This window comes from Acinetobacter sp. ANC 4216, from assembly GCF_004331195.1.
GTDB lineage: Bacteria > Pseudomonadota > Gammaproteobacteria > Pseudomonadales > Moraxellaceae > Acinetobacter > Acinetobacter kookii.
On the sequence record NZ_SJOC01000003.1, the window covers coordinates 38,957 to 62,831 of the forward strand.

The 23,875-nt window shown below is 45.9% G+C and carries 24 protein-coding genes; 11 read left to right on the forward strand and 13 right to left on the reverse strand.

Annotation, left to right across the window (positions count from 1 at the left end; all coding sequences use genetic code 11):
- Nucleotides 1-4 precede the first annotated feature (4 nt).
- The 6 genes from rplB to E0H88_RS02930 all read right to left on the reverse strand — a co-directional run bounded on the left by rplB (nucleotide 5) and on the right by E0H88_RS02930 (nucleotide 3,790).
- A complete protein-coding gene (gene rplB, locus E0H88_RS02905) occupies nucleotides 5-829 on the reverse strand; it encodes a 50S ribosomal protein L2 (protein ID WP_086195772.1) in 825 nt (274 codons plus the stop codon).
- A gap of 11 nt (nucleotides 830-840) precedes the next feature.
- Nucleotides 841-1,161 (reverse strand): 50S ribosomal protein L23, encoded by a 321-nt coding sequence (gene rplW, locus E0H88_RS02910; RefSeq protein ID WP_004691323.1) that lies wholly within the window; start codon nucleotides 1,159-1,161, stop codon nucleotides 841-843.
- A complete protein-coding gene (gene rplD / locus E0H88_RS02915; RefSeq protein WP_086195774.1) occupies nucleotides 1,158-1,760 on the reverse strand; it encodes a 50S ribosomal protein L4 in 603 nt (200 codons plus the stop codon). The genes rplW and rplD overlap by 4 nt, the downstream gene beginning before the upstream one ends.
- Before the next feature lie 11 nt (nucleotides 1,761-1,771).
- Entirely contained in the window at nucleotides 1,772-2,410 is a 639-nt protein-coding gene (gene rplC, locus E0H88_RS02920) for a 50S ribosomal protein L3 (RefSeq protein ID WP_086195775.1), read from the reverse strand.
- Between the two features lie 60 nt (nucleotides 2,411-2,470).
- Nucleotides 2,471-2,782: a 30S ribosomal protein S10 gene (gene rpsJ, locus E0H88_RS02925; RefSeq protein ID WP_000070912.1), complete on the reverse strand. Its 312-nt coding sequence runs from the start codon at nucleotides 2,780-2,782 to the stop codon at nucleotides 2,471-2,473.
- 270 nt (nucleotides 2,783-3,052) lie between these two features.
- Nucleotides 3,053-3,790, reverse strand: a complete 738-nt coding sequence (locus E0H88_RS02930) for a type 1 glutamine amidotransferase (RefSeq protein WP_092820768.1) — start codon at nucleotides 3,788-3,790, stop codon at nucleotides 3,053-3,055.
- 158 nt (nucleotides 3,791-3,948) lie between these two features.
- Between E0H88_RS02930 and E0H88_RS02935 the strand changes: the two genes are divergently transcribed.
- The 7 genes from E0H88_RS02935 (at nucleotide 3,949) to E0H88_RS02965 (ending at nucleotide 11,231) form a co-directional block, all read left to right on the forward strand.
- On the forward strand, nucleotides 3,949-5,151 hold the full coding sequence (locus E0H88_RS02935) for a PLP-dependent transferase (RefSeq protein ID WP_131273036.1): 1,203 nt from the start codon (nucleotides 3,949-3,951) through the stop codon (nucleotides 5,149-5,151).
- 18 nt (nucleotides 5,152-5,169) lie between these two features.
- The gene (locus E0H88_RS02940; RefSeq protein ID WP_131273037.1) at nucleotides 5,170-6,753 is read left to right on the forward strand and encodes a helicase HerA-like domain-containing protein; all 1,584 of its coding nucleotides are present in this window, start codon (nucleotides 5,170-5,172) and stop codon (nucleotides 6,751-6,753) included.
- A gap of 150 nt (nucleotides 6,754-6,903) precedes the next feature.
- Complete coding sequence (gene hmpA / locus E0H88_RS02945; protein WP_092820762.1) at nucleotides 6,904-8,112, forward strand: NO-inducible flavohemoprotein; 1,209 nt, start codon at nucleotides 6,904-6,906, stop codon at nucleotides 8,110-8,112.
- 88 nt (nucleotides 8,113-8,200) lie between these two features.
- Nucleotides 8,201-8,644, forward strand: coding sequence for an RrF2 family transcriptional regulator (locus E0H88_RS02950; RefSeq protein ID WP_131273038.1), 444 nt, complete (start codon nucleotides 8,201-8,203; stop codon nucleotides 8,642-8,644).
- A gap of 80 nt (nucleotides 8,645-8,724) precedes the next feature.
- Nucleotides 8,725-9,588 (forward strand): ribosome biogenesis GTP-binding protein YihA/YsxC, encoded by an 864-nt coding sequence (yihA, locus tag E0H88_RS02955; RefSeq protein ID WP_131273039.1) that lies wholly within the window; start codon nucleotides 8,725-8,727, stop codon nucleotides 9,586-9,588.
- A 151-nt stretch (nucleotides 9,589-9,739) separates the two neighbouring features.
- Nucleotides 9,740-10,687, forward strand: a complete 948-nt coding sequence (locus E0H88_RS02960; RefSeq protein WP_131273040.1) for a metal-dependent hydrolase — start codon at nucleotides 9,740-9,742, stop codon at nucleotides 10,685-10,687.
- Nucleotides 10,688-10,811: 124 nt separating this feature from the next.
- Nucleotides 10,812-11,231 (forward strand): VOC family protein, encoded by a 420-nt coding sequence (locus E0H88_RS02965; protein ID WP_131273041.1) that lies wholly within the window; start codon nucleotides 10,812-10,814, stop codon nucleotides 11,229-11,231.
- Here E0H88_RS02965 and E0H88_RS02970 read toward each other — a convergent pair.
- Entirely contained in the window at nucleotides 11,228-12,463 is a 1,236-nt protein-coding gene (locus E0H88_RS02970) for a dicarboxylate/amino acid:cation symporter (RefSeq protein WP_131273042.1), read from the reverse strand. The genes E0H88_RS02965 and E0H88_RS02970 overlap by 4 nt on opposite strands.
- Before the next feature lie 390 nt (nucleotides 12,464-12,853).
- Nucleotides 12,854-13,726, reverse strand: a complete 873-nt coding sequence (locus E0H88_RS02975; protein WP_092820752.1) for an acyl-CoA thioesterase — start codon at nucleotides 13,724-13,726, stop codon at nucleotides 12,854-12,856.
- A gap of 295 nt (nucleotides 13,727-14,021) precedes the next feature.
- Here E0H88_RS02975 and plsB point away from each other — a divergent pair, with 295 nt between their 5' ends.
- Nucleotides 14,022-16,601 carry a glycerol-3-phosphate 1-O-acyltransferase PlsB gene (gene plsB, locus E0H88_RS02980; protein WP_131273043.1) on the forward strand — a complete coding sequence of 860 codons (2,580 nt, stop codon included), beginning with the start codon at nucleotides 14,022-14,024 and terminating at the stop codon, nucleotides 16,599-16,601.
- A gap of 187 nt (nucleotides 16,602-16,788) precedes the next feature.
- On the opposite strand, the gene E0H88_RS02985 is transcribed toward plsB, so the two are convergent.
- The gene (locus tag E0H88_RS02985) at nucleotides 16,789-17,595 is read right to left on the reverse strand and encodes an NAD(P)H-binding protein (protein ID WP_131273044.1); all 807 of its coding nucleotides are present in this window, start codon (nucleotides 17,593-17,595) and stop codon (nucleotides 16,789-16,791) included.
- Between the two features lie 35 nt (nucleotides 17,596-17,630).
- Here E0H88_RS02985 and recG point away from each other — a divergent pair, with 35 nt between their 5' ends.
- Both recG and E0H88_RS02995 read left to right on the forward strand, forming a co-directional pair.
- Nucleotides 17,631-19,676, forward strand: coding sequence for an ATP-dependent DNA helicase RecG (recG, locus tag E0H88_RS02990; protein WP_131273045.1), 2,046 nt, complete (start codon nucleotides 17,631-17,633; stop codon nucleotides 19,674-19,676).
- A gap of 120 nt (nucleotides 19,677-19,796) precedes the next feature.
- Nucleotides 19,797-20,429: a ComF family protein gene (locus E0H88_RS02995; protein ID WP_131273046.1), complete on the forward strand. Its 633-nt coding sequence runs from the start codon at nucleotides 19,797-19,799 to the stop codon at nucleotides 20,427-20,429.
- 85 nt (nucleotides 20,430-20,514) lie between these two features.
- On the opposite strand, the gene E0H88_RS03000 is transcribed toward E0H88_RS02995, so the two are convergent.
- Nucleotides 20,515-20,922 (reverse strand): NUDIX hydrolase, encoded by a 408-nt coding sequence (locus E0H88_RS03000; protein WP_131273047.1) that lies wholly within the window; start codon nucleotides 20,920-20,922, stop codon nucleotides 20,515-20,517.
- Nucleotides 20,923-20,924: 2 nt separating this feature from the next.
- Nucleotides 20,925-21,518 (reverse strand): LOG family protein, encoded by a 594-nt coding sequence (locus tag E0H88_RS03005; RefSeq protein ID WP_171458660.1) that lies wholly within the window; start codon nucleotides 21,516-21,518, stop codon nucleotides 20,925-20,927.
- Between the two features lie 149 nt (nucleotides 21,519-21,667).
- Between E0H88_RS03005 and E0H88_RS03010 the strand changes: the two genes are divergently transcribed.
- Nucleotides 21,668-22,681 carry a CorA family divalent cation transporter gene (locus E0H88_RS03010; protein WP_131273049.1) on the forward strand — a complete coding sequence of 338 codons (1,014 nt, stop codon included), beginning with the start codon at nucleotides 21,668-21,670 and terminating at the stop codon, nucleotides 22,679-22,681.
- Between the two features lie 250 nt (nucleotides 22,682-22,931).
- On the opposite strand, the gene E0H88_RS03015 is transcribed toward E0H88_RS03010, so the two are convergent.
- A complete protein-coding gene (locus E0H88_RS03015; RefSeq protein ID WP_092820738.1) occupies nucleotides 22,932-23,222 on the reverse strand; it encodes an STAS domain-containing protein in 291 nt (96 codons plus the stop codon).
- Nucleotides 23,223-23,238: 16 nt separating this feature from the next.
- Nucleotides 23,239-23,865, reverse strand: coding sequence for an MlaC/ttg2D family ABC transporter substrate-binding protein (locus E0H88_RS03020; protein WP_092820736.1), 627 nt, complete (start codon nucleotides 23,863-23,865; stop codon nucleotides 23,239-23,241).
- Between the last annotated feature and the right edge of the window lie 10 nt (nucleotides 23,866-23,875).

Below are 23,875 nucleotides of genomic sequence, written 5' to 3' on the forward strand. Positions count from 1 at the left end.
CTTGTTACTTAACGCGACGGTCGCGAATAATCATCTTAGTCGTACGCTTGTTGGTACGTGTCTTGTACCCTTTAGCTTTTTGACCCCATGGGCTTACAGGTTGAATACCCTTGTTACGCCCTTCACCACCACCGTGTGGATGGTCAACCGGGTTCATCGCCATACCACGAACGGTAGGACGAACACCACGCCAGCGTGATGCACCAGCTTTACCTAGTGAACGAAGGTTGCTTTCTGAGTTAGAAACTTCACCCAAAACAGCACGGCATTCAACGTGAATTTTACGCATTTCACCAGAACGTAAACGAACGATAGCGTAAGAACCGTCACGACCCAACAACTGAACAGAAGTACCAGCTGAACGAGCTAATTGCGCGCCTTTACCGATTTTAAGTTCGATGTTGTGAAGAGTAGAACCGATAGGCATGTTGCGAAGTGGCAAGCAGTTACCTGGACGAATTGGAGCATCGTTACCAGATTGTACTTTATCACCAGCACGCAAACCTTTAGGCGCAATGATGTAACGACGTTCACCGTCAGCATACTTTAACAAAGCAATATGCGCTGTACGGTTAGGATCGTATTCAATACGTTCAACTACAGCTGGAATGCCGTCTTTGTTACGCTTGAAGTCAACGATACGGTAGTGTTGTTTATGACCACCACCAACGTGACGAGTTGTAATGTGACCGTTGTTGTTACGACCACCAGTACGTTTTTTAGCTTCAACCAACGGAGCATAAGGCGCGCCTTTGTGAAGATGGTCGTGAACGACTTTCTCTACAAAGCGACGTCCTGGTGACGTTGGCTTACATTTTTGAATAGGCATAATTCTCGTCCTTATTCCGCTGCGCTTTCAGCGGTATCGCCCAAGTCAGCCATTTCAACATCTTGGCCAGCTTTCAGGGTGACGTATGCTTTTTTAACATCAGAACGACGTCCTAATGTTTTACCAAAGCGTTTAGTCTTACCTTTAGTGATCGTTGTGTTAACTTTAACAACTTGAACACCAAAGAGTTGTTCCACTGCTTTTTTGATTTCAAGCTTGTTTGCATCAAGTGCAACTTTAAAAACTTGAACACCAGCAGTTTCACCTAAAACTTGTGCTTTTTCTGAGAATACAGGTCCTTGTAGGACTTGATAGATACGTTCGTTGTTCATCCGAGTTCTACCTCAATTTTCTTAGCAGCAGCTACAGACATAACAACTTTGTCGAACGCGATCAAGCTAACAGGATCGATTGCAGCAGCATCAACCACATCAACGTGTGGAATGTTACGTGCAGCAAGATACAAGTTCTCATCAACAGCATCAGTAACGATCAATGCACGAGTAGCATTCAAGTCGTTAAGTTTTGCAAGCAACTCTTTAGTTTTTGGAGCTGCAACAGCAAACTCTTCAACTAAAACCAAGCGATCTTGACGAACAAGTTCAGCCAGGATGCATTGCATAGCACCGCGATACATTTTACGGTTTACTTTTTGAGACCAGTCTTGTGGACGAGCAGCAAAAGTTTTACCACCGCCAACCCAGATTGGGCTACGAATAGAACCAGCACGAGCGCGGCCAGTACCTTTTTGACGGAATGGTTTTTTACCACCGCCAGAAACGTCTGCACGTGATTTTTGAGCTTTAGAACCTTGACGACCACCAGCTAAGTAAGCTGTAACAACTTGGTGTACAAGAGCTTCATTAAATTCACGACCGAACGCAACTTCTGATAATTCAACAGCAGAGCCGGAAACAGTATTTAAATTCACGTTATTTCCCCTCAGGCCTTGATCGTAGGACGAACAGTTACGTCGCCACCAGTAGCACCAGGAACCGCGCCTTTCACAACAAGAACTGAACGTTCAGCGTCGATAGCAACGATTTCAAGACCCTGTGTAGTTACGCGTTCAGCACCTAAATGGCCAGCCATTTTTTTGCCTTTGAACACGCGACCAGGAGTCTGGTTTTGACCTGTAGAACCTAGAACACGGTGAGAAACAGAGTTACCGTGAGTAGCGTCTTGAGTACGGAAGTTCCAACGCTTAACACCACCTTGGAAACCTTTACCTTTAGACTGACCAGTTACGTCAACGATTTGACCAACTGTAAACAGATCTACACCGATAGTAGCGCCAACTTCACGACCTTCAAGCTCAGCTTCTGAAACGCGGAATTCTTGAACCAGACGACCAGCAGCAACACCAGCTTTCGCAAAGTGACCTTTCTGAGCGTTAGTTACGCGAGATTCGCGACGTTCACCAGTAGTGATTTGAATCGCTTGATAACCATCAGTTTCAAGCGTTTTGATTTGAGTGATGCGGTTAGGATCAACCTCAATCACTGTTACAGGTACAGAAACACCAGCATCTGTAAAGATACGTGTCATACCGCACTTGCGACCGACTAAACCAATAGCCATGTGCATAAACCTCTAAAAAAGCGGCCTAATTAACTTAGAGTGTTAATTAACCCGAAAGCCTTAACCCAAAGCGATCTGAACATCAACACCAGCTGCAAGATCTAACTTCATCAATGCATCAACAGTTTTATCTGTAGGTTGAACGATGTCGATCAAACGCTTGTAAGTGCGGATCTCGTATTGGTCACGCGCATCTTTGTTAACGTGTGGTGATGTTAAAACGTTGAAACGTTCGATGCGAGTAGGCATCGGGATTGGACCACAAACTTGTGCGCCAGTACGTTTTGCTGTTTCTACGATCTCTTGAGCCGACTGATCAATTAAACGGTGATCAAAAGACTTAAGACGGATACGAATTCTCTGGTTAGACATACCAGTTAACTCCAAGCCAAATATATAAAGAATCACTCTTGACGCATCTCACCCCACTTTAATGAGGGCAAGTGTCAAGAGCAGTGAAATATCACTAAGGTCATGATCGATGCCACGACTGTCACGATGTTAACTACTTTATTCGTAGCCAACCCCCCTTTCATCAAAGGGTCGCCCATTATAGCGATTGTTTAACGCTTAAGCAAATCTCTTTTTAACTTTTTCCTCTTTTTTTACGTTTATCTATTGAGTCTCTTGTTTAAAAATAAGTCAGCATGAGGTTTTTTGTAAAACGTACTCTATAGCTTGGTTTAGTATCTGATTTCCTTTAATAAAGTCACTTTTAGGCATACTTTTTAATTGACGTTCAGTTTGTACATATTGACCGGAAAAATGCTCTAATTCTTCATCATTTTCTAAAAATAGTTGTAGCACTTCGGGAGTTATTTCAGGATGGAATTGAAATCCCAAGACATTTTTTCCAATTTGATACATTTGATTGCGACAGACATCATTTTCAGCCAGATGAATAGCACCTTTCGGGATTTCAAAGGTTTCACTATGCCATTGCATCACCTTAAATTGTTCTGGCAACTCAAAGCACTGTTCAGGTACATGCTTCACCTTGCGTACCTCCGTCAAACCTAACTCCTGCTGTTCATTACGCCTGACCGCCGCCCCCAAAGCATTGGCGATCAGTTGCCCACCTAAACACAGACCAATCGCAGGTTTCCCCATAGACAGATAACGTCTGATCCAGCGCTTTTCCACTTTCAACCACGGATAATTTGCTTCATCGTTCACACTCATTGCCCCACCCATAATGATGAGCAAATCTACATCTTCCACTTGCGGTAAAGCTTCGATGTCGAGCGGTCGATCTACAGGTAAAGCGAAAAATTCAGTTGCGGTAATTTTAGCGTGGTGCTGTTTTAAAAACGGATAACAACTGCCGAACCCTTCGCCAGCAATATGCTGAAAATAATGTACTTTTAAATGCGACTTCATGCCCCTCGCCTATTGTTCTAGCTTTGTTATAGGTTTAGCAAGAATGAAGCCAACTTTATATGTGCATTAACCTTTCTATACATTTCGGCATTTATATAGCCTATTCCGCGTGTTTCTCTTAAGCTAAGGTTAATTTTGATACGACTTAGAGCAACACCTTGAAAAAAAACGCGCAAACAGCACTGATTCATGCACCACGAAAGGCCCCACAATATATTTCTACGGTTCAACCTCCCCTGTTTCGTGCATCGACCATTATTTTTGAGAACACCGATGCACTGTTTAATCGCCACTGGACTGATGACTATGACTATAGTTATGGCACCCACGGCACGCCTACAACTTTTACGTTAGGCGACAATATTGCCCAGATCGAAGGCGGAGAATATTGTTTGCTGGCACCGAGCGGTTTATCCGCCATTAATCTGGTGAATTCATGTTTTCTTGCTCAGGGTGATGAAGTCTGGGTGGCAGACAACATTTATGGGCCAAATATGGAACATCTGCGTAATCTGCAAACGCGTTATGGTATTAGCGTTAGAGTCTATAACCCGATTGATGCGGAGACTTTCCAGCCCACCGATCGAGCCAAACTCATCTGGTTAGAAGCAGCAGGTTCCGTGACGCTGGAATTTCCCGACCTGATCAATCTGGTGAAAAAAGCCAAAGCGCACAACATCCTGACAGCACTCGACAATACCTGGGGTGCAGGCCTGGCTTTTAATGCCTTTGATTTTAGCGATGAGCATTTGGCAGTGGATATGACCGTGCATGCGCTGACCAAATATCCAAGTGGTGGCGGTGACATCTTGATGGGTTCTGTCGTGACCCGTGATCAAAAGCTGCATCACCAGTTATTCCGGATGCATGCCATTCAGGGGATTAGCGTATCGGGCGACGATGTGGCACAGATCCAACGCAGTCTGGCTTCAATGCAAGTGCGCTATCAACACCAGTCTGAAAGCTGCCTGACACTGCTGCACTGGCTCAAACAGCAACCAGAATTTGTCCAAGTGCTGCATCCTGCCGATGCAGAATCTGCAGGACATCTGCATTGGAAAGAAATTTGCACAGATGCACAGAGTGCAGGTCTGGTCAGCGTGATTTTCAAACCTGAATACACCCTGGCAGATATCCGCAGATTCTGCGATGCATTGGAACTGTTTAAGCTGGGCTTTAGCTGGGGCGGACCGGTCAGTCTGGCCATGCTGTATAACCTGAAAGATATGCGCGTTTTAGAACACACACATTTACAACAAGGTTTACTGGTTCGTTTTTGCATAGGACTGGAACATCCGGCAGATTTAATTCAAGATATAGAAAACGCATTAAAACAGTTGCCTGCACGACAACATGAATAAAATAAAATAGGAAAAAATATGGGTACACCACTCGTTATTGCCAAGAAAACCACCAACACTCAACAAGAGATTGTTTTACATTCACAGTTTGCCAACCGTCATGGCCTGATTGCCGGTGCAACGGGGACCGGAAAAACCGTCACCTTAAAAGTATTGGCAGAGAATTTTTCCCGCATTGGTGTGCCCGTATTTCTCGCCGATGCCAAAGGCGATGTTTCCAGCCTGGCCAAAGCAGGTGAAAGCAATCCAAAGTTTGATGAACGCATCAAAAGCCTGCATATTGAGTCCATCCCCTTTGCCGCATCTCCTGTAGTATTTTGGGATTTGTTCGGCGAGCAAGGCCATCCGATTCGCAGCACAGTTTCTGAAATTGGACCGCTGTTACTGGCACAAATCCTGAACTTGAATGACACCCAGGAAGGGGTACTTTCAGCAGTGTTCCGCATTGCCGATGATCAGGGCTTATTGCTGATTGACTTTAAAGACTTAAAGTCCATGCTGACTTATGTCAGTGAACATGCCGCCGAATTCAAGGCGGAATATGGCAATCTGTCTCCCGCAAGTTTAGGCGCCATTCAGCGCAATTTACTGGCACTGGCCGATCAGGGCGGTGACAAGTTCTTTGGTGAACCTGCACTCGACATCATGGATTTTATTCAGACTGACAGCCAGGGACGCGGCAACATCAATGTGCTGGCTGCCGATAAACTGATGAATACCCCCAAGCTGTACGCCACCTTTTTGCTCTGGATGCTGTCTGAACTGTTTGAACAGCTGCCTGAAGTGGGCGATCTGGACAAACCAAAACTGGTGTTCTTCTTTGATGAAGCACATTTGCTGTTTGACAATGCCAGTCCGGCGCTACAGGAAAAAATTGAACATGTGGTACGATTAATTCGCTCCAAAGGTGTGGGGATATACTTTGTCACGCAAAATCCGCTGGATTTACCAGAAAGCGTACTGGGTCAGCTCGGCAACCGGGTGCAGCATGCCCTACGCGCCTTTACCCCTAAGGACCAAAAAGCCGTCAAGACCGCTGCCGATACTTTTCGCGCCAATCCTGAATTTAAAGTGGATCAGGCCATTACCGAACTGGGGGTCGGTGAAGCCCTGATTAGCTGTCTGGATGAGCAAGGCACACCGCAAATGGTCGAGCGCGGCTGGGTAATGCCTCCCTACTCTTCCTTTAGCCCGATTAGTGCTGAAGAACGTCTAGCCTGTATGAATCAAAGCGTAATTGCGGGCGTGTATGAAAAGCAATTGGACCGTGAAAGTGCCTTTGAAATGCTGCAAAACAAAGTCGCTGAACGGCAACAGCAAGCCCTTCAGGCAGAACAAGAAAAAGCAGCAGCGAAAGAAAAGGAAGCTTTAGAAAAACAGCAAGCCAAGGAAGCGGAAGTATTGGCCAGACAGCAAGCACGTGAACAAGAACGCTTGGCACGCGAGCAACAAAAAGAGGCTGAACGCGTAGCCAAACAACGTGAAAAACTCACCCAGGATATTGTGGGAACTTTTGCCAAAAGTGCTGCACGCAGCCTGGGGGGCAGCACCGGACAGAAAATCGTGCGGGGTTTACTGGGTTCACTATTTGGTAAACGATAATTCAATAATCTGATCAATTATTAAGAAATTATGGGATATTTTTATATTCCATAATTTTTTTATGGTTTTGTTGATTCTCCCTATTGTCAAAGCATCCTATAAAATGTATTTTAAATACATCTTATAAATAACCGCCATGAGAGATCAAACATGACTCCGCAGCAAATTGACCTAGTAAAAGCAACAGTTCCTGTACTTCGCGAAAATGGCGTAGCCCTGACTGGTTATTTTTATAACCGAATGCTGGGCAATAATCCAGATCTAAAAGAAACTTTTAATATGGGGCATCAGCGCAGTGGTGCACAGGCACAAGCCTTGGCAGGCGCAGTGTTGGCTTATGCTGAAAACATTGAAGATCCTTCCGTGTTGTTGCCTGTGGTTGAGTTAATCGCGCACAAACACGTTAGCCTGAATATTCAAGCACCTGACTATAATATTGTTGGTGAAAACCTGCTCCATTCAATCAGTGAAGTGTTAAGCATTTCAATGGACGATCCACTGATTGGTGCCTGGGCAGCAGCGTATGGTCAACTGGCAGACCTGTTCATCAGCACCGAAAAAGCCATTTACGATCAGCATCAGCAAACCAAAGGCAGCTGGTTAGGCTGGCGTAACTTCAAGATTGCCAAGAAAGTAGTTGAAAGCGATGAAATCACGTCTTTCTATCTGCAACCTGTCGATGGCGGTGCATTGCCGAAATACGAAGCGGGCCAATATATTTCAGTACGTGTTTTCGTTGAAGAACTTGGCTTGAAACAACCTCGTCAATATACGCTTTCAACTAGCCCTCAAGCGGACTATTTACGTATCTCGGTAAAACGTGAAGACCAAAAAGGCGACATGGTTCCAGGTTGGGTATCGAATACTTTACATAGCCTGCCAGAAGGTTCAGAAATTGAAGTTTCAGCACCAACAGGTAATTTTTACCTGATTGACCCAAATAAACGTAATGTGTTTATCAGTGGCGGTGTAGGCCTGACTCCAATGATTGCCATGCTGAATCAGCTGGTGACGCTGGATATGCCACAACCTGTGACATTCATCCATGCCTGCCGTAGCAAACAAGTGCATGCAATGCATCAGCACATTCAGGACTTAAAAGCAAAATATCCACGCCTCAGCACATTTACCGCTTATGAATTCCCACATCCAGGCGATAAATTAGGTGAAGATTATGATGTTGCCGGTCGCCTGGACTTAAGCAGCATGGATAGCGCATTGTTACCTGTCAATGCCGACTACTATCTCTGCGGCCCAATGCCATTTATGGCTGAACAGCAAAAGGCGCTGGTTGCTCGCGGCATTCCTGCTGAAAATATTCACAGTGAAGCGTTTGGTACAGGTGGCGTTAAGCACTAACCCGCTGGGTCAGCATAAAATAAAGAGAGGGTTAGTCTGGTTATGCTAGACTAACCCTAATTTTTTACTTAAAAACATCAGTATTATCATGCAACTGAATAAATTCACTGACTATGCCTTGCGTATTTTAATCTATATCGCCCAACCGCGAGATATGCCTTATACCATTGCAGAAATTGCTCAGGACCTGCATGTATCCAAAAACCATTTGGTGAAAATTGTGCACTTTATGGGCAAACAGAACTGGCTGATTACTACACGTGGCAAAGGTGGCGGTATTGCGCTCAACCCCGAAGCGCTTGAAATGCCCCTCGGTCAAATCGTGCGGATCCTGCAAGGTGAAAACCAGATTGTCGAATGCAATACCCCTCCTTGCGTACTGCGTCCTCAATGCGGTCTAAAAGGCATTCTTGATCTGGCACTGGAACAGTTTTATCTTAGTCTGGATCAATACACCCTGGCTCAGGTTTTAAATAACTCTCCTGCGGCCAAGTACACCACCCAATCCCCGATCCAGATGATCAATCTTTAATTCCTGCGCTTGCAAAGTTCGCTTGACCGAACGACTTCCTTTATAATGTTCGCTTGTAGATCATTTATTGAAGTTGAGTTATGCATCACAGCAGAGGAAAATCCAAAAACAGTAAGACAGCCCATGCGCCTAAGCAAAAGATCAGCTATGAGAAAAAAGTTGATCCTGCCATTACTGAGTACTCTGTTCGCGCGTTGAACTGGTTGCGTAAAGCCGAATTCTTGATGAGTGCGCCAAAGCTGAGCCTGTGTGTTGAAGATACCGGTTATGAAGTTGCTTTTGCCGGACGTTCCAATGCCGGTAAATCTAGCGCCATTAATGCCTTAACCAACCAGAAGCAGCTGGCACGTGCCTCTAAAAAGCCGGGCCGTACCCAAATGATCAACTTTTTCAGCCTGGGTAATCCAGAACAGCGTCTGGTCGATTTGCCAGGTTATGGTTATGCAGCCGTACCGGAAGCGATGAAAATTGTCTGGCAAAAAGAACTGGAAAATTACCTGATTCACCGTAAAAGCCTGCAGGGCTTGGTATTGCTGATGGATATTCGCCATCCACTACAACATTTTGACGTGATGATGCTGGAATGGGCCTATTCACGTAAATTGTTCGTACATGTATTGCTGACCAAATCAGACAAACTGAATCGTGGACCGGCATCGAAAGCCTTGCAGGAAGTGAAAGCGGCATTGAAAAAGATGAAGCTGGATTTCTCCATTCAGTTGTTCTCGTCACTTAACAAGCAAGGCCTGGAAGAGCTGGCCAGTGTCATGGGTGGCCGATTGAACTTCACCCTTGAGCAATCCACACAATTTGATCTGGACAGCATTCCTGAAGCGAGCCTTGGTGATCTGGATGAACCACTCGAATCTTTAGATGTTGTAGAAGAAGAGTGTGAAACTGAAATTGCCGAAGATGCCACCGATGCAAGCCGACAAGCTGATTGATCGGGTCTGATTGAGCTAGACTGTCCGACAAAAATCATCATCAATTGATATTTCCGTGTCCCGTATTGCTAATCACAATGCGGGACATTTTTTTCATACTGGCCTTAAGCTCAAGTGCAGCACTGCACGCCAAAACAATAAGGACAGCATGATGAAACTTCTCTCCCGTTTAAAAAACTCCAAACTCGGCTCATCAATTGCCTATCACATTCATCCACGTAAAGTAAAATTCGAGTGGCAGGACACCCCGATTGACTGGATTCCAAATCAACCCTATGTCAGCTATTTTATTAATGAAATCAACATGATTTTGCCTGCTGGCGAATTCTGGTTCTGTCGTTTATACAACAAGGTTTTGCCACAAATTCAGGATGAAAAGCTGAAACAGGATGTACAGGCCTTTATCCGTCAGGAAGCCATGCATGCCCAGGCCCATAATTCGGCCAACAAAGAATATCTTACTGTGCGCAACATTGATATCCAGCGCAATCTGGATGTGATGGATTTCCTGTTCAGTCAACTTCTTGCCGATCAGCCTTTGGGTGTAAAAGTACCTAAATTGCATGAACATCAATGGGATTTATTCCGCCTTGGCATTATTGCCACGGTAGAGCACATGACCTGCGTACTGGGGAAATATGCCCTGTACAACCAGGAATGGGAAAAGCTGGGGGCTGACCCTGCCATGCTGGATCTGATTAAATGGCACGGCGCAGAAGAAATTGAACACCGTACTGTCGCCTTTGATTTGTATCGTCATCTAGGGGGCAGTTATATTGCCCGCTATTATTTAAGCATCATTGTAATTGTGGCAGTGATTGGCTTGTGGGTCGATGGCACGGCGCATCTGCTCAAGCAGGATCCACGCTTTCAGTCTATCCGTCCTGCCGTTTACAAACCGTGGATCTGGCGCGAATGGTATGCCATTGCCCAGCGTGACAACAATTTAATGCCTAGTCCCTTCTGGCTGGTTTCGCAACAACTGGGTTATCTGATGCCGTGGTACGATCCACTGCACGAAGCCAAAACTGAAGATGCCATTGCTTACCTGAATCGCTCCCCTGCGGCCAAACGTGCAGCCAAACTGAAAGTGGCCTAATCTTTTTTATCATTCATTTGATAATTAAATACATGTATACAATTTAACCACAACAGGGCTTTATGCCCTGCTTTTTATTTGTTTTAAGATAAAAGTCGAGGAAAACAACAACAAGGATCATTTTATGCAAGCACGGATTTCAGTCATTACACTGGGGGTGCGCGACCAGGAAGCATCTTTGCATTTTTATCGCGAAGGCTTGGGCTTACACTGTGAAGGAATTATAGGGCAGGAATTTGAATATGGTGCGGTGGCCTTTATTGAACTGCAGTCAGGTCTGAAACTGGCTTTATGGCCGCAAAGCAGCATTCAACAGGATACCGGGCTAGAACTTATGCCAATGTGTGCCTCTCAAATGACGTTGGGGCAAAATGTCTATAGTCCGCTGGAAGTGGATCAGGTCATGGCTCAAGCAGCACATGCCGGTGCCAAAATCATTAAACCCGCACAAGCCACTTTTTACGGGGGTTATGCGGGTTATTTTCAAGACCCGGATGGTCATGTCTGGGAAATCGTGTTTAATCCCAGCTGGGAAATGGATTAGGACACTTCCGGTTCACGGCTATAACGATCCACCACCACGCTAATCATCATATCGCCCTGAACATTGACCACGGTCCGTACAGTATCCAGCAGACGGTCAATCGGCAGCAAGATTGCAATGGCTTCTGCCGGCAACCCGACCGATTGCAGCACCATAATCATGGTCACCATACCGGCACTTGGAATACCCGGCGCACCCAGCGAGGCAATCATGGCGGTTGCACAGACCACCAGTTGCTGGCCCAAACTTAAGTCCAGCCCCATCAGGTTGGCAATAAAAAGTGCTGCCGCAGCTTCATACAGCGCCGTGCCATCCATGTTCAGCTGAGTGCCCAAAGGAATGACAAAGCCTGCGGTTTGTGGACGTACCTTTAAATTTTCCTGCGCGCATTTCATCGACAGTGGCATGGTAGCCGAACTGGAACTGGTGGCAAATGCGGTAATCAGCGCAGCGCGTGTACCTTTAAAGAAAGTGATCGGACTCATCTTGCCAAAAATCCATAGCAACAAAGGCAATACTACTGCACCATGGAAAATGGTCGTTCCGGTCACCACGGCAGCAAACTCGGCCAGACGGCTTAATACGGAAATGTCTTCAGTTGAAATCAGTTTTGCCAGTAAGGCAAAAATACCAAGCGGTGCCAGCTTCATCACCCAGCTAATCATCAGCATCATGATGTCAAAAAATTGCAGGCTTAACTTGCGTACACTGCGGAAATTATCTCCGCCTTTGACCAGAGCCACGCCAATAAACAGGGCAAATACTACTACCGCCAGCACATTGCCTTCAGCAAAGGCTTTAAAGGGATTAATCAGGGTATTTTGAATAAAATTGGTGAAGAAGGACGATGGCGTTAAGGTATCGGGCGTTTGATGACTGTTCATGGCATCCTGAAACATCACGATATCCACACCCTTGCCCACATTAAACAAATGGGCACAGCTTAAGCCTAAAATGAGCGCCAAGGTGGTGGTGGTGACACAGCACAGCAGGGTGATTTTCCAGACCCGACCCAGCTGTCCACCGGCCTGCAAGTTTGAAACCCCAACCACGATCGAACTGAAAATCAGCGGAATGAGCAGCATCTTTAATAAACCAATAAAAATGCTGCTGGCCAGCCCCAAACCATAGAGGCTGATATCAAAAAACCGGGTATCGGGAAACAGATTTAACAGAAAACCAAATGCCACCCCTAAAATCGCAGCAATCAATATTTGTGTATTTAAGCTCATTACCACATGCTTTTTATCATTAAGTCCTGTCAGGCACTATGCCATGCCCTATTTTTAGAATCGAGAATTTTTTTGTCACAAGCTCAGCAGAAATAGATTAAAGCCAGTAATTCACTTTATCTGAATCATCAACACTGGGCTAAACTAATGGCATAAAATCTGCTTATGAATAAATACGCATTCAGCCAATAATTAAAAGAGAATCAATATGAAAAAAATCATGCTTATGACCGTGCTACTTCTGCATATTCCCTTGGCATTTGCCCATCCAAACCATGGCTGCCATAAAGACATCTCCGAGGATATCCCTCGCTGCCACTAAATCACAATGATCAAGACAAGCATAAAAAACCGGACAGCAGCTCCGGTTTTTTTATGCCATTTTGAGCCTTATTGGGTTTCAATTTCACGCAAGCGGATCAAACCTTCCTGAGTGGTGCTGCACACCAGCTCGCCATTTTGCCACATGCGGCCGAAATTCAGTCCGCGCGAACTGACACTGACAGTCGCCTCCATATCATAGAGCATCCATTCATCGACACGGAATGGCTTATGGAAATACATGGCATGGTCAATGCTGGCACATTGCAGACTTGGGGAAATATAACTCAGACCGTGTGGGCGCAGAGCCGTGGTCATTAAAGTAAAGTCTGAATAGAACGCAGCAATGGCCTGATGCAGAGAAATCTCATCGACCTTATGGGCAATCTGGCCATGGGTTCGGATATAGTGAGCGTATGATGGAGCTTCAGGCTGAGGCTGAAATGGATTAACCGGCATCACCGGACGAATTTCCACATGACGGTCACGCATAAAGCTGGCACGCACATTTTCCGGCACGAATTCGACCAGTTGCGCTTTGAGTTCTGCTTCACTTTTCAGGTCTTCAACCGCAGGATATTCCGGCTCTGAAATCTGGTAATTCAAGCCTTCTTCCGGATTGGCAAATGAAATCATGGCGGTAAAAATCGTGCGTCCATGCTGAATGGCACGCACCTGACGACTGACAAAACTCTTGCCATCCCGCAGGCGGTCTACTTCATAAATAATCGGCGCATTGACATCTCCCCCATATAAAAAATAGGCATGCAAGGAATGCGCAGGACGATTTGTGGTATAGGATGCCGCGCGTAATGCCTGGCCCAGCACCTGCCCACCAAAGACCCGCTTACCGACCAGATTACGGCTTTGACCTCGGTAAATATTTTCTTCAATTTTTTCAAGGCTCAGTAATTCAACCAGTTCTTGGGTTAAGGCGTTCATAAGCAACCTGTTTTTAATGTGGGATACCTAAAATCTAGGCGAAAAATTTCAATCAATCAGCTAAGCTATAATTGCTATTTTGCCACAAATCCCGAGGAAAGCCCTAAAAGTTCGACTGACTGGCCTGTCACGCGATTTGTGCTGAATATTCGCTAAAAATACGATTTTTAACGATAAAATTTAACACTCGAAATGCATTTTGTCAGAAAATGACATATTGTTTTCAATTACAATGATGCAAAACTGTTTCCCCCTCAGAAAATCTGTGGTTTCGGTCATTTAAGTAGGAGTATGTATGTCCAAGAGTGGCTTTGGTCAAATCTATCGTCAGCTTTCCAGTAAGCTGCTTGACCTGGTGGTAACCCCACATGTTCTTGGTGAGGTTCCTACTGAACCGACAACTACAGAAGTAAATTCCCAGACAGAGCACCCTGTTCAACAAAAAGTGGTGTGCTATGTATTACAAAATTATTCGCGCAGTAATGCCCTGATTGTCGATGGCGAAACCCGCCGGCTAAAACTGTCACCGGCATTAGATCCGCTGGTGGTGGGCGATCACAAGGAAAAAGCATCGATACTTTTCCTGCAGCACCATGATGAAAACAATTTACTCAATTCTCCGCCGCATGCCTTTCCGCCGCGCTTATTGCGCCTGATCGAGATTCTGGAACATCATCCTCAGGTAGATATTGAACTAATTCCGGTCACCGTATTATGGGGACGTTCGCCAGACAAAGAAGACTCCTGGCTGAAACTTCTGTTTACCGATACATGGGCAACGCCTGGTACCGTTAAACAGTTGGTGAATATTGGTCTGCATGGTCGTCAATCCTATCTGGAATTCCATCAGGGCCAGTCTTTACGCCAGCTGATCGAATTTGCCAAACAGACCCATCCAAACCTGTCACCTGCAACGTATATTCTGAATAAACTAAACAACTATCTGGACGGTCAGCGTGAAGTCGTGCTCGGTCCGGATCTATCCGACCGCCGTAACGTGATGCATTCACTGATCAAATCTAGGGATGTTCAGGATGCCATCCGCCGGGAAAGCATCCGTGGCAAAATCAGCATGATTGAGGCTGAACGCCGTGCCATTGGCTATTTAAACGAAATTGTATCGGACTATTCGCATTCAGCCGTGCGTTTTGCCGATATGGCGCTGACCCGTTTATGGACCCAGCTCTATGACGGCGTAGAGGTACATAATTTCAGTACCGTGCGTGAACTGGCCAAAGACTACGAGATTATCTATACCCCCTGTCACCGCAGTCACATCGACTACTTATTGCTGTCTTATGTGATTTATAAACGTGGCATGATGGTGCCGTACATTGCCGCGGGCGATAACTTGAACATGCCTTTTGTCGGGCAATTATTGCGTGGTGGCGGTGCCTTCTTTATTCGCCGTACTTTCCGCGGTAATGGTTTATATACCACTGTGTTTAAAGAATATCTTTTCAATATTCTGTCCCGTAACACGCCACTGGAATACTTTATTGAAGGCGGCCGTTCACGTACCGGGCGTTTGCTGCCACCGAAAACCGGCATGCTAGCCATGACCGTGCATGGGCATTTGCGTGGCCGCTCTAAGCCGATCGTGTTTGTACCGACCTATATTGGCTATGAACGCCTGATGGAAGGTGCCACCTATGTCGGCGAAATGAACGGTAAAGACAAAGAATCCGAATCGATCATGGGCATTTTGAAAACCCTGCGCAAAATCGAACGTATCTTTGGCCAGGTGCATGTGAACTTTGGTGAGCCGGTATTCCTGGATGATATGCTGAAACAGCATGGCGCGGAAAATATTAAAATTGCCAAGAATGATGATCCGATTCCGCAAGAAGTCTCGGATACAGTGAACAGTGCTGCCCATGCCATTTTGGAAAACATTAACCGTGCCGTGGTGATCAATCCGGTATCGCTGCTTTCGCTGATTCTTTTGGCTACGCCTAAACACACGCTGGATGAAGAGATCTGCATCAAGCAGCTGGATGCCTACCGCAAGCTGTTGACTGCATTGCCTTATGATGCACGTACTCAGGTGACACCGCTTTCAGGCAAGGAAATTATTGGCTACGGTTTAAAACTGAAACTGATTAAACGCGTGAAGCATGTCCTGGGCGATATTATTGCTATTGAAGACAATCAGGCGGTATTGCTGACTTATTTCCGCAATAATATTTTGCATGCCTTCGTGTTGCCATCGCTGATTGCTGCGCTGGTTGAACATAACGGTTCGATTCGCCGTGGCGATTTGATTAATGTCATCCGTACGCTTTATCCATTCCTGAAAGCGGAACTGTTCCTGAAATGGAAAAAAGATGAAGAGCTGAAAGATCAGATCTGTGCCTATGCAGAAGCGTTGATTCAGGCGAAACTGATTTCTGAAGATAGCGAGGGCAACCTGGTTTCTCCTGCACCAAATTCAGAAGATCACAACCAGCTGGTGGTGCTCGCTGCGCCTGTGATGCAAAGTCTGGAACGTTACTACATGACCCTGGCTTTAATCACCCAGCGTGGTTCGGGCAATATCTCCACCCGTCAGGTGGAAGAGCTCAGTCATCTGGTCGGTCAGCGTCTGTCGGTCCTATATGAATTCAACTCGCCAGAATTCTTTGATAAATCGCTGTTCCAGAGTTTTATTAAGGTTCTGACCCAACAGGGCTATATCCGCAACAATGAAGATAACGCCATTGTGTTTGACGAGAACTTCCAGAACGTGGCGCAGTACGCCAACCTGGTACTGGATGATGTGACCTTGCAGATGCTTCAGCACATTACCACCTTCAGCGATGAAGAGCTGAAAGAAGCGTTGGATGCCGTTGCAGCGCAGCAGGCAAAACGCCGTTTGAAACGGAAGAAGAAATAATCTTCATTCTCCGTTCCCTCTCCTTCTAGGAGAGGAATAGGGAGAGGTCTGTTAAATACTATCCTGAGCTAGAGATAAAGTACTGCTTTAAATCTAGCGCAAGTGAGGGCTAGGGAGAGATTGATTAAAAACCCTCTTCCTAACCTCCTACTATAGGGAGGAGGAACTTCAAATATCAGAGTGACACTCACTCTACCTTTAACAATTCTGCATAATCCCCAAAACAATCCTCATGTTCTAACTGAAATCCAGTTTCAGGCATTCGCGTCGCATAAATCCGTTTACCCGTTTTCTTCTGGCTTTCAACAACCAGTTCAGACAGATTGAGTTGCCGCTGAAACCACTGAATCACTTCATGTAAAGGCACAGGCTGATTATTCGTGACAATATAAGACGGTTCTGGATGTTCCACGTGAAGCAAGTGAGCCAGGAAGCGCGCCAGATCATCAATATGAATCCGGTTGGACCAATGCATATTGGCATAGGTTTTGGTGCTCTCAGCAAGTTTGATCATTCTCGCTACAGAAGTACCATAAATCCCAGTTGGGCGAATGACAATACATTGCTGGGGAAATGCCTGCTGGTAAAGTTGCTCCATTTTCCAGAGTAACTTGCCCTGCTCATCCACAGGCTGAAGAGCAGTTTCATCATCAATTCGCTCACCGGCATTTTCACCATAGACCCGGGTCGAGGACACCACAATAATTCGTTTTACAGGATGATTTTTTAAGGCATTTACAATGGGCTGAACAGAATCGACATAGGTCTGCTGATAGCCCTGTACCGTGCTTTGTGAAGGCGACAATAAAACATAGACCCAATCCACAGGTTCAAGATGATCTAAATCAAGCTGATGCACATCCTGAATCAGATGAGTCGCATAAGCATCCGTTTTCGAACTTTGGCTGATTGTGGTAATTTGGTGGCCTTGCTGAAATAATTGTTTGGCAACCCGGGTAGACGTTTTACCATAACCTATAAATAATATACGCATTAAGCACCTGATGATTTAACTCAAGTTGAGGGCGAATGGCTGCAGTCCATCAATTGCAAGGGGTAGGAACTGCCTCTGCTGCATTACTGGAAAAACTGAATATCTTTAGCACAGATGATTTACTGTTTCATCTGCCGCGTGATTATGAAGATCGTAGCACGATCATCCCCATGAACCAATTGGTCGTGGGGCGCAGCTATTTACTGGAGGGAATCGTTAAAGGGGTCGATTTTCCGCCCGGTAAGCGTAAATCTATGGCCGTACAGCTACAGGATGATTTTGGCAAAGTCACCTTGCGTTTTTACCATGTCTATAAAGCCCTGACCGATCGTGCCAAGGTCGGCAACCGCTTGCGCATTTTTGGTGAAGTCCGCGTGGGTGCGCGTGGTCTGGAGCTGTATCATCCGGAAATTCAGCTCATTACTGAACATACGCCCTTACCGAAAACCCAGCTCACCGCGATTTATCCTGCAACCGATGGTCTAACCCAGCCCAAACTGCGTGAATATGTCAAACAGGCGCTGAAACAGCACAGCGATGAGCTGCCCGAATTGTTACCGGAAAAATTCACCAATGGTTATGCACTGAAACAGGCACTTGAATATATTCATGAACCACCGCTAAATGCCAACATGTTGCAACTGGCCCAAGGTTCGCATCCAGCACAGCAACGGCTGATTTTTGAAGAACTGGTGGCGCATCAGATCAGTCTGTTATCACGGCGTGCCTATATTCAGCAGATTGCCGCCCCTTCTTTTAGTCCAAGTAAAAATTTTGCCAAACAGTTATTGGACAGCTTGCCCTTTAGCCTGACCAGTGCACAAAAGCGGGTTTCCAAGGAAATTGTGCAGGATTTAAAACAGAACAAACCAATGCTGCGTCTGGTTCAGGGCGATGTCGGTGCAGGAAAAACCCTAGTGGCTGGCGTTGCCGCCTGTCATGCTTTAGAAGAAGGCTGGCAAGTGGCGCTGATGGCACCGACCGAAATTCTGGCGGAGCAGCATTATCTGAATTTTAAAAAATGGTTTGAACCTTTAGGCCTGAATGTTTCCTGGCTTTCGGGCAAGCAGAAAGGCAAAGCCCGTACAGCGGCCGAGCAAACCATTAAACAGGGAACAGCCAATCTGGTGGTGGGTACCCATGCCCTGTTTCAGGAAAATGTTGAATTCAGCAAACTCGGCCTGGTGATTATTGATGAACAGCATCGCTTTGGGGTCGATCAGCGGCTGGCGCTGCGTAATAAAGGTGCCAATAACATGACTCCGCATCAACTGGTGATGACCGCTACCCCGATTCCACGCACGCTCGCCATGTCCGCTTATGGTGATCTGGACACCTCGGTGATTGACGAACTGCCGCCCGGCCGTACCCCGATTCAGACCGTCACCATCCCCTTGGATCGCCGTGAAGAGGTACTCAGCCGAATTGCCAGCAATTGCGCCGAAGGCAAACAGGCTTACTGGGTCTGCACTTTGGTGGAACAGTCGGAAACGCTGGATGCACAAGCAGCTGAGGCGACTTATCAAGAAATTAAGGAACGCTTTCCACAGCTCAACATTGGCCTGGTGCATGGCAAGATGAAAGCTGATGAAAAACAGGCAGTGATGCAGCAATTTAAAGACAATCAGCTGCAACTTTTGATTGCCACCACCGTGATTGAAGTCGGCGTAGATGTGCCGAATGCATCCATCATGGTGATTGAAAATGCCGAGCGTCTGGGGCTTTCCCAGCTGCATCAGCTACGCGGTCGGGTCGGTCGTGGTGCGACTGCCAGTTTCTGTGCCCTGCTTTATAAAAATCCGCTTTCGCAAAATGGACAGGAACGGCTGCGGATTATGCGTGAAACCAATGACGGTTTTATCATTGCCGAAAAAGATCTGGAAATTCGTGGCCCGGGTGAATTGCTCGGCACTAAACAAACCGGAGATATGGGCTTTCGGGTAGCCAAGTTAGAACGCGATGATCATCTACTGAATCAGGCGCATTATGTTGCGCAGCAAATTCTGAAAGACTATCCGGAAAATGCAGAGGCTTTACTGAAACGCTGGTTACCTGAAGCGCCGCGCTATGCCTATGTGTAAAAATAATTTTACCTAAACAATTTAGCGGATTATTGATTACAGTATCAGCAGCATGAATGCTGCTGTTTGCTACCTAAATACTGCCTATGCAAAATTAATATTCATCAGAAGAAGAAAAATATGCTGTCATTTATTCCTCCCTTACTGCACAAAGCCATGCAGCGGCTTTCTCCATGTGTACTTTGTGGCATAGACCATCAACGTCATAATTCACTCTGTACCGACTGCTGGCAACAACTCCCCTGGTTGAAACAGAACATCCAGCGACAGGAAATGCAGATTCAGGTGGCCTGTCATTATGCCTACCCGATGGACCGTATTATTCAGAAATTCAAATATGAACAACAGCTGCACTTTCAAAGCGTGCTTGTTGGCTCGCTTATCGACCTCAAGCTTCCCAAAATCCAGGCCATCGTCCCGATGCCGATTTCCAGTCAACGACTGGCAGAACGCGGTTATAATCAGTCATTGGTGCTTGCGAAAATTTTGGCAAAACAGCTGAAGATTCCGGTCTGGCAACCGGTGGCACGACTGGCCCAACATTCGCAAAAAGGCTTGAGCCGTATTGAACGGCTTGACCAGATTGAGCAGCAATTCGTGATTGCCACAAAAACCTGCGTCCGTTACCGTACGGTACTGATGCTGGATGACGTGGTCACGACCGGCAGTTCACTGCATGCCTTGAAACAGAAACTGGAACAATTGGGCTGTCAAAAGATTTATGCAGCCTGTATTGCCAGTGCAGAGATTTAAAGCTAGGAAAGGAAGTCTACTGATTTCCCTTATTTCCTGGCACAAGCCCATGCTCATCCTTGCGGGGAAGAGTTTATTTTATCCATCAGGACATCGTGCTTTCTGTGAAATACCGCTTCACCCACGGCATGACAATTTCACGGGTTAAAGGTGCCAGTGGGGTGGTTTTATCCGCTAAACCGACCCACTTCATCTCGGCAATTTCAGCGTCAATTTTTGGGGCGTGATCTAAAGTTACATGATAAACATAGCTGACCAGCTGATGATCTGGCTCGTTGGCGGTTGCAGTTTCAAACCGACCGACGAATTGCTCAATCGAGGCCCGACAGCCAATTTCTTCCTGAATTTCACGCAGCATGGTCGCTTCAGGTGGCTCGTTGGGTTCCAGCTTGCCACCCACCTGCATAAAGCAGGAAGTATTCTGCTTACGTACCACTAAAAGTTGCTGTTGCTCATTTAAAATAATGGCAGCCGCTACCGTAATCACTTTCATTTTTATTTCACCAGCACTTGTTGATCAGCCATACCCCATTTCGGCTGTGGTGCCTGAAAAGCGTCAAACTGTTGCAAAATTTCTTCAATGCAGTCCGAAGCAATAATGCTGTCCGCAAAACGTGGCTGGGTAAAACCTTTCACTGTCGTAAACTGAATAAACTTGAGTAAATCATCATAAAAACCGGCCACATTTAAAAATGCGCAAGGCTTTAAATGAATACCGAGCTGCGCCCAGGTCCATTGCTCAAAAATCTCTTCCAGCGTTCCTGCACCACCCGGCAGTGCAATAAAGGCATCGGACAGTTCCGACATTTTGGTTTTGCGTTCATGCATATTGGCCACCACATGCAATTCGGTTAAATGCGGATGAGCCAGCTCACGATCCACCAATACATTGGGAATGACACCAATGACTTTTCCGCCTGCCTGTAAAGCACTGTCGGCCACTACTCCCATCAAGCCAGAACGGCCGCCACCATAGACCAGCGTTTTACCTTGCTGGGCAATGGTCTGCCCCATTTTTTGCGCGGTGTCTAAAAAAATGGAATCTGTCCCAATAGAAGAGCCGCAAAAAATTGCGATTGATTTCGTCATTTTTTCACCATGTTTTACAGATGTCATATTAATAAAGTAAATTTTCAGGAGATTTTTTAATAAAAAAGCGATTGAATCAGTGTTTTTATTCAATTCCTTGTCTAAAATACACCCATCAATTAACCTATACTGCGCAGGGAAAAGACAGCATGCTTGAAGCCTTTTACGCCACAGAGCGCGGTAGTTTGGAAGATGCCACCATCAATGGTGGTTTTGATCTCCACCCGGATTTAGTGTGGATCGATCTCATTGCCCCATCACAAGAAGAACAACAATGGGTCTTAGATGCTTATGAGCAAAATTTACCCACCCTAAAATCTTTAGAGGATATTTCTTCATCGGCACGATTTTACCGTGATGATGACGGTATTTTACATATCAGCACCTACTTTTTGACGAAAAATAAAAATTTTCAGGTCGATGGCGAAACAGATGACAATTCGAGCATTTTAGCAACCGTGCAAACGGTGGCTTTTATTCTGCATAAAGAGCGCCTGTTTACCCTGCGCGGTGAAAAACTGGTGGCCTTTCGTGCTTTTCGTGCCCGTGCCCGCCGCAATGACTATGAGATTGACTACAAAGAACCGACCTGGGTGCTGCTGGGACTGCTGGAAGCCAAACTGGACGAGCTTGCGGATATCCTGGAAGATATCCACAAAGACCTGGAAAAGTATTCCACAGAAGTGCTAAACAACCGCCATCGCGAACAGATTCTCGATCTGGATGACATGATTACCCGTCTGGCACAACTCGAAGACATGCTCGGAAAAGCGCAATTGTGTTTAATCGATTTGCGTCGTGTCCTGACTTTCCTGTCCCGTCCACGTGCTTTGGGTAGTCATATTTATGATGCCGATATTCGGGAACTCAGCGAAGACGTTCGGTCTCTGGTCGAACATGATGCCTTCCTGTTCCAGAAGGTTCGATTCTTGCTGGATACCACCTCCGGATTCATTAATACCGAACAGAACGATACGATTCGTCGCTTCTCGATCTTGCCAAGCATGCTCGCGCCACCCATGCTGGTTGCCAGTGTTTATGGCATGAATACCGATGTGCTGCCTTTTGCACGAGGCACCACCAGCTTCATTATGGTCAGTATTATTTTAGCGGCTTTCTTTATCGGACCACTGGCCTATTTCCGCTGGAAAAAATGGATTTGAGGCATCATTTATCCTCCCTCCTTCCAGGAGGGAGTTAGAGGGAGGTATTTTAAATCCCATCAATTTCATTACTTATCTAAGCTGCTTTACTCGCCAATCTAGCTACAGGAAGAAATCTAGAATTCTAATTTTATCCCCTCTCTCTAACCCTCTCCCTAACCTTCTCCCTGAGGGAGAGAGGACTGCTCAATATTCATCTCTTACAAGCTCAGCTCAATAAAAAAGCACCTTGCGGTGCTTTTTTATTGGATTAGGCAATCAGCTGCAGATCATCGTGCAAATGACAGGCCTGAATGATTTTCAGCATCTTCTCAGGGACTGCTTTAAACTGTAACCCTTGGGCTTTCGGGGTCTGACGCAACCAGCGCACCAATACAGCCAAAGCCAGCGTACCGCCCTGTTCCAGCTGTGCCAGATTGACCACCACAGGAAACTGATTCTGTGATTGAATCAGTTTCAAACCTTGCTGGTAATAGTCCTCTGCATTGGCATAATCTATTTTGCCTGAAACCTGCAATTCCTGATGAATGAATTGAATCACTGAACACCCTTCTTAGTTATTTTTTATCTACAGATGCATCTGGTTCGAAGTTCGCAATGGCTTTATCGATATTGCCACCATTACGTTTTACCGTTGCAGCAAACTGATTGCGGAACTGTAAACCTAAATCAATACCAGCCACATTGATATTACGTACCTTCCATTGATTGCCTTTATCCACCAACTGGAAAGATACTGGTGTTTTTTCGCCTTTGTTGTTGAAATCAATCGTGACTACAGGATTTTTACTATTGGTTTCTTTATATGGACGCAGGCTATACGTCTGGTTGGTATATTTAGCAAAAGCTGTACCGTAATTTTCGATTAAAGTTTCACGGAAATTGTGTTCAAACTTGGCACGCTGAGCAGCCGTACTGTACTGATTGGTGGCATAAGTTCCCATCACCAGACGGGTAAAGGCTTGTGAATCAATATAAGGGTCAAGGTTTTGACGCACAATCGCTTTCACTGCAGCAGGATTGTTTTGCAATTTTCCCTGATCCGCTTTTAAACGGCTAATCAGGCCATCCGCCACTTTTTTAACAAACGCCGGTGGCGTTTCAGCCGGTTGTGCAAAAGCAGTACTCGCCATCATTGTTGATAAAACACTTATACCAAGTGTATGTTTAAGTAAAGTATTCATTAAATTCTCC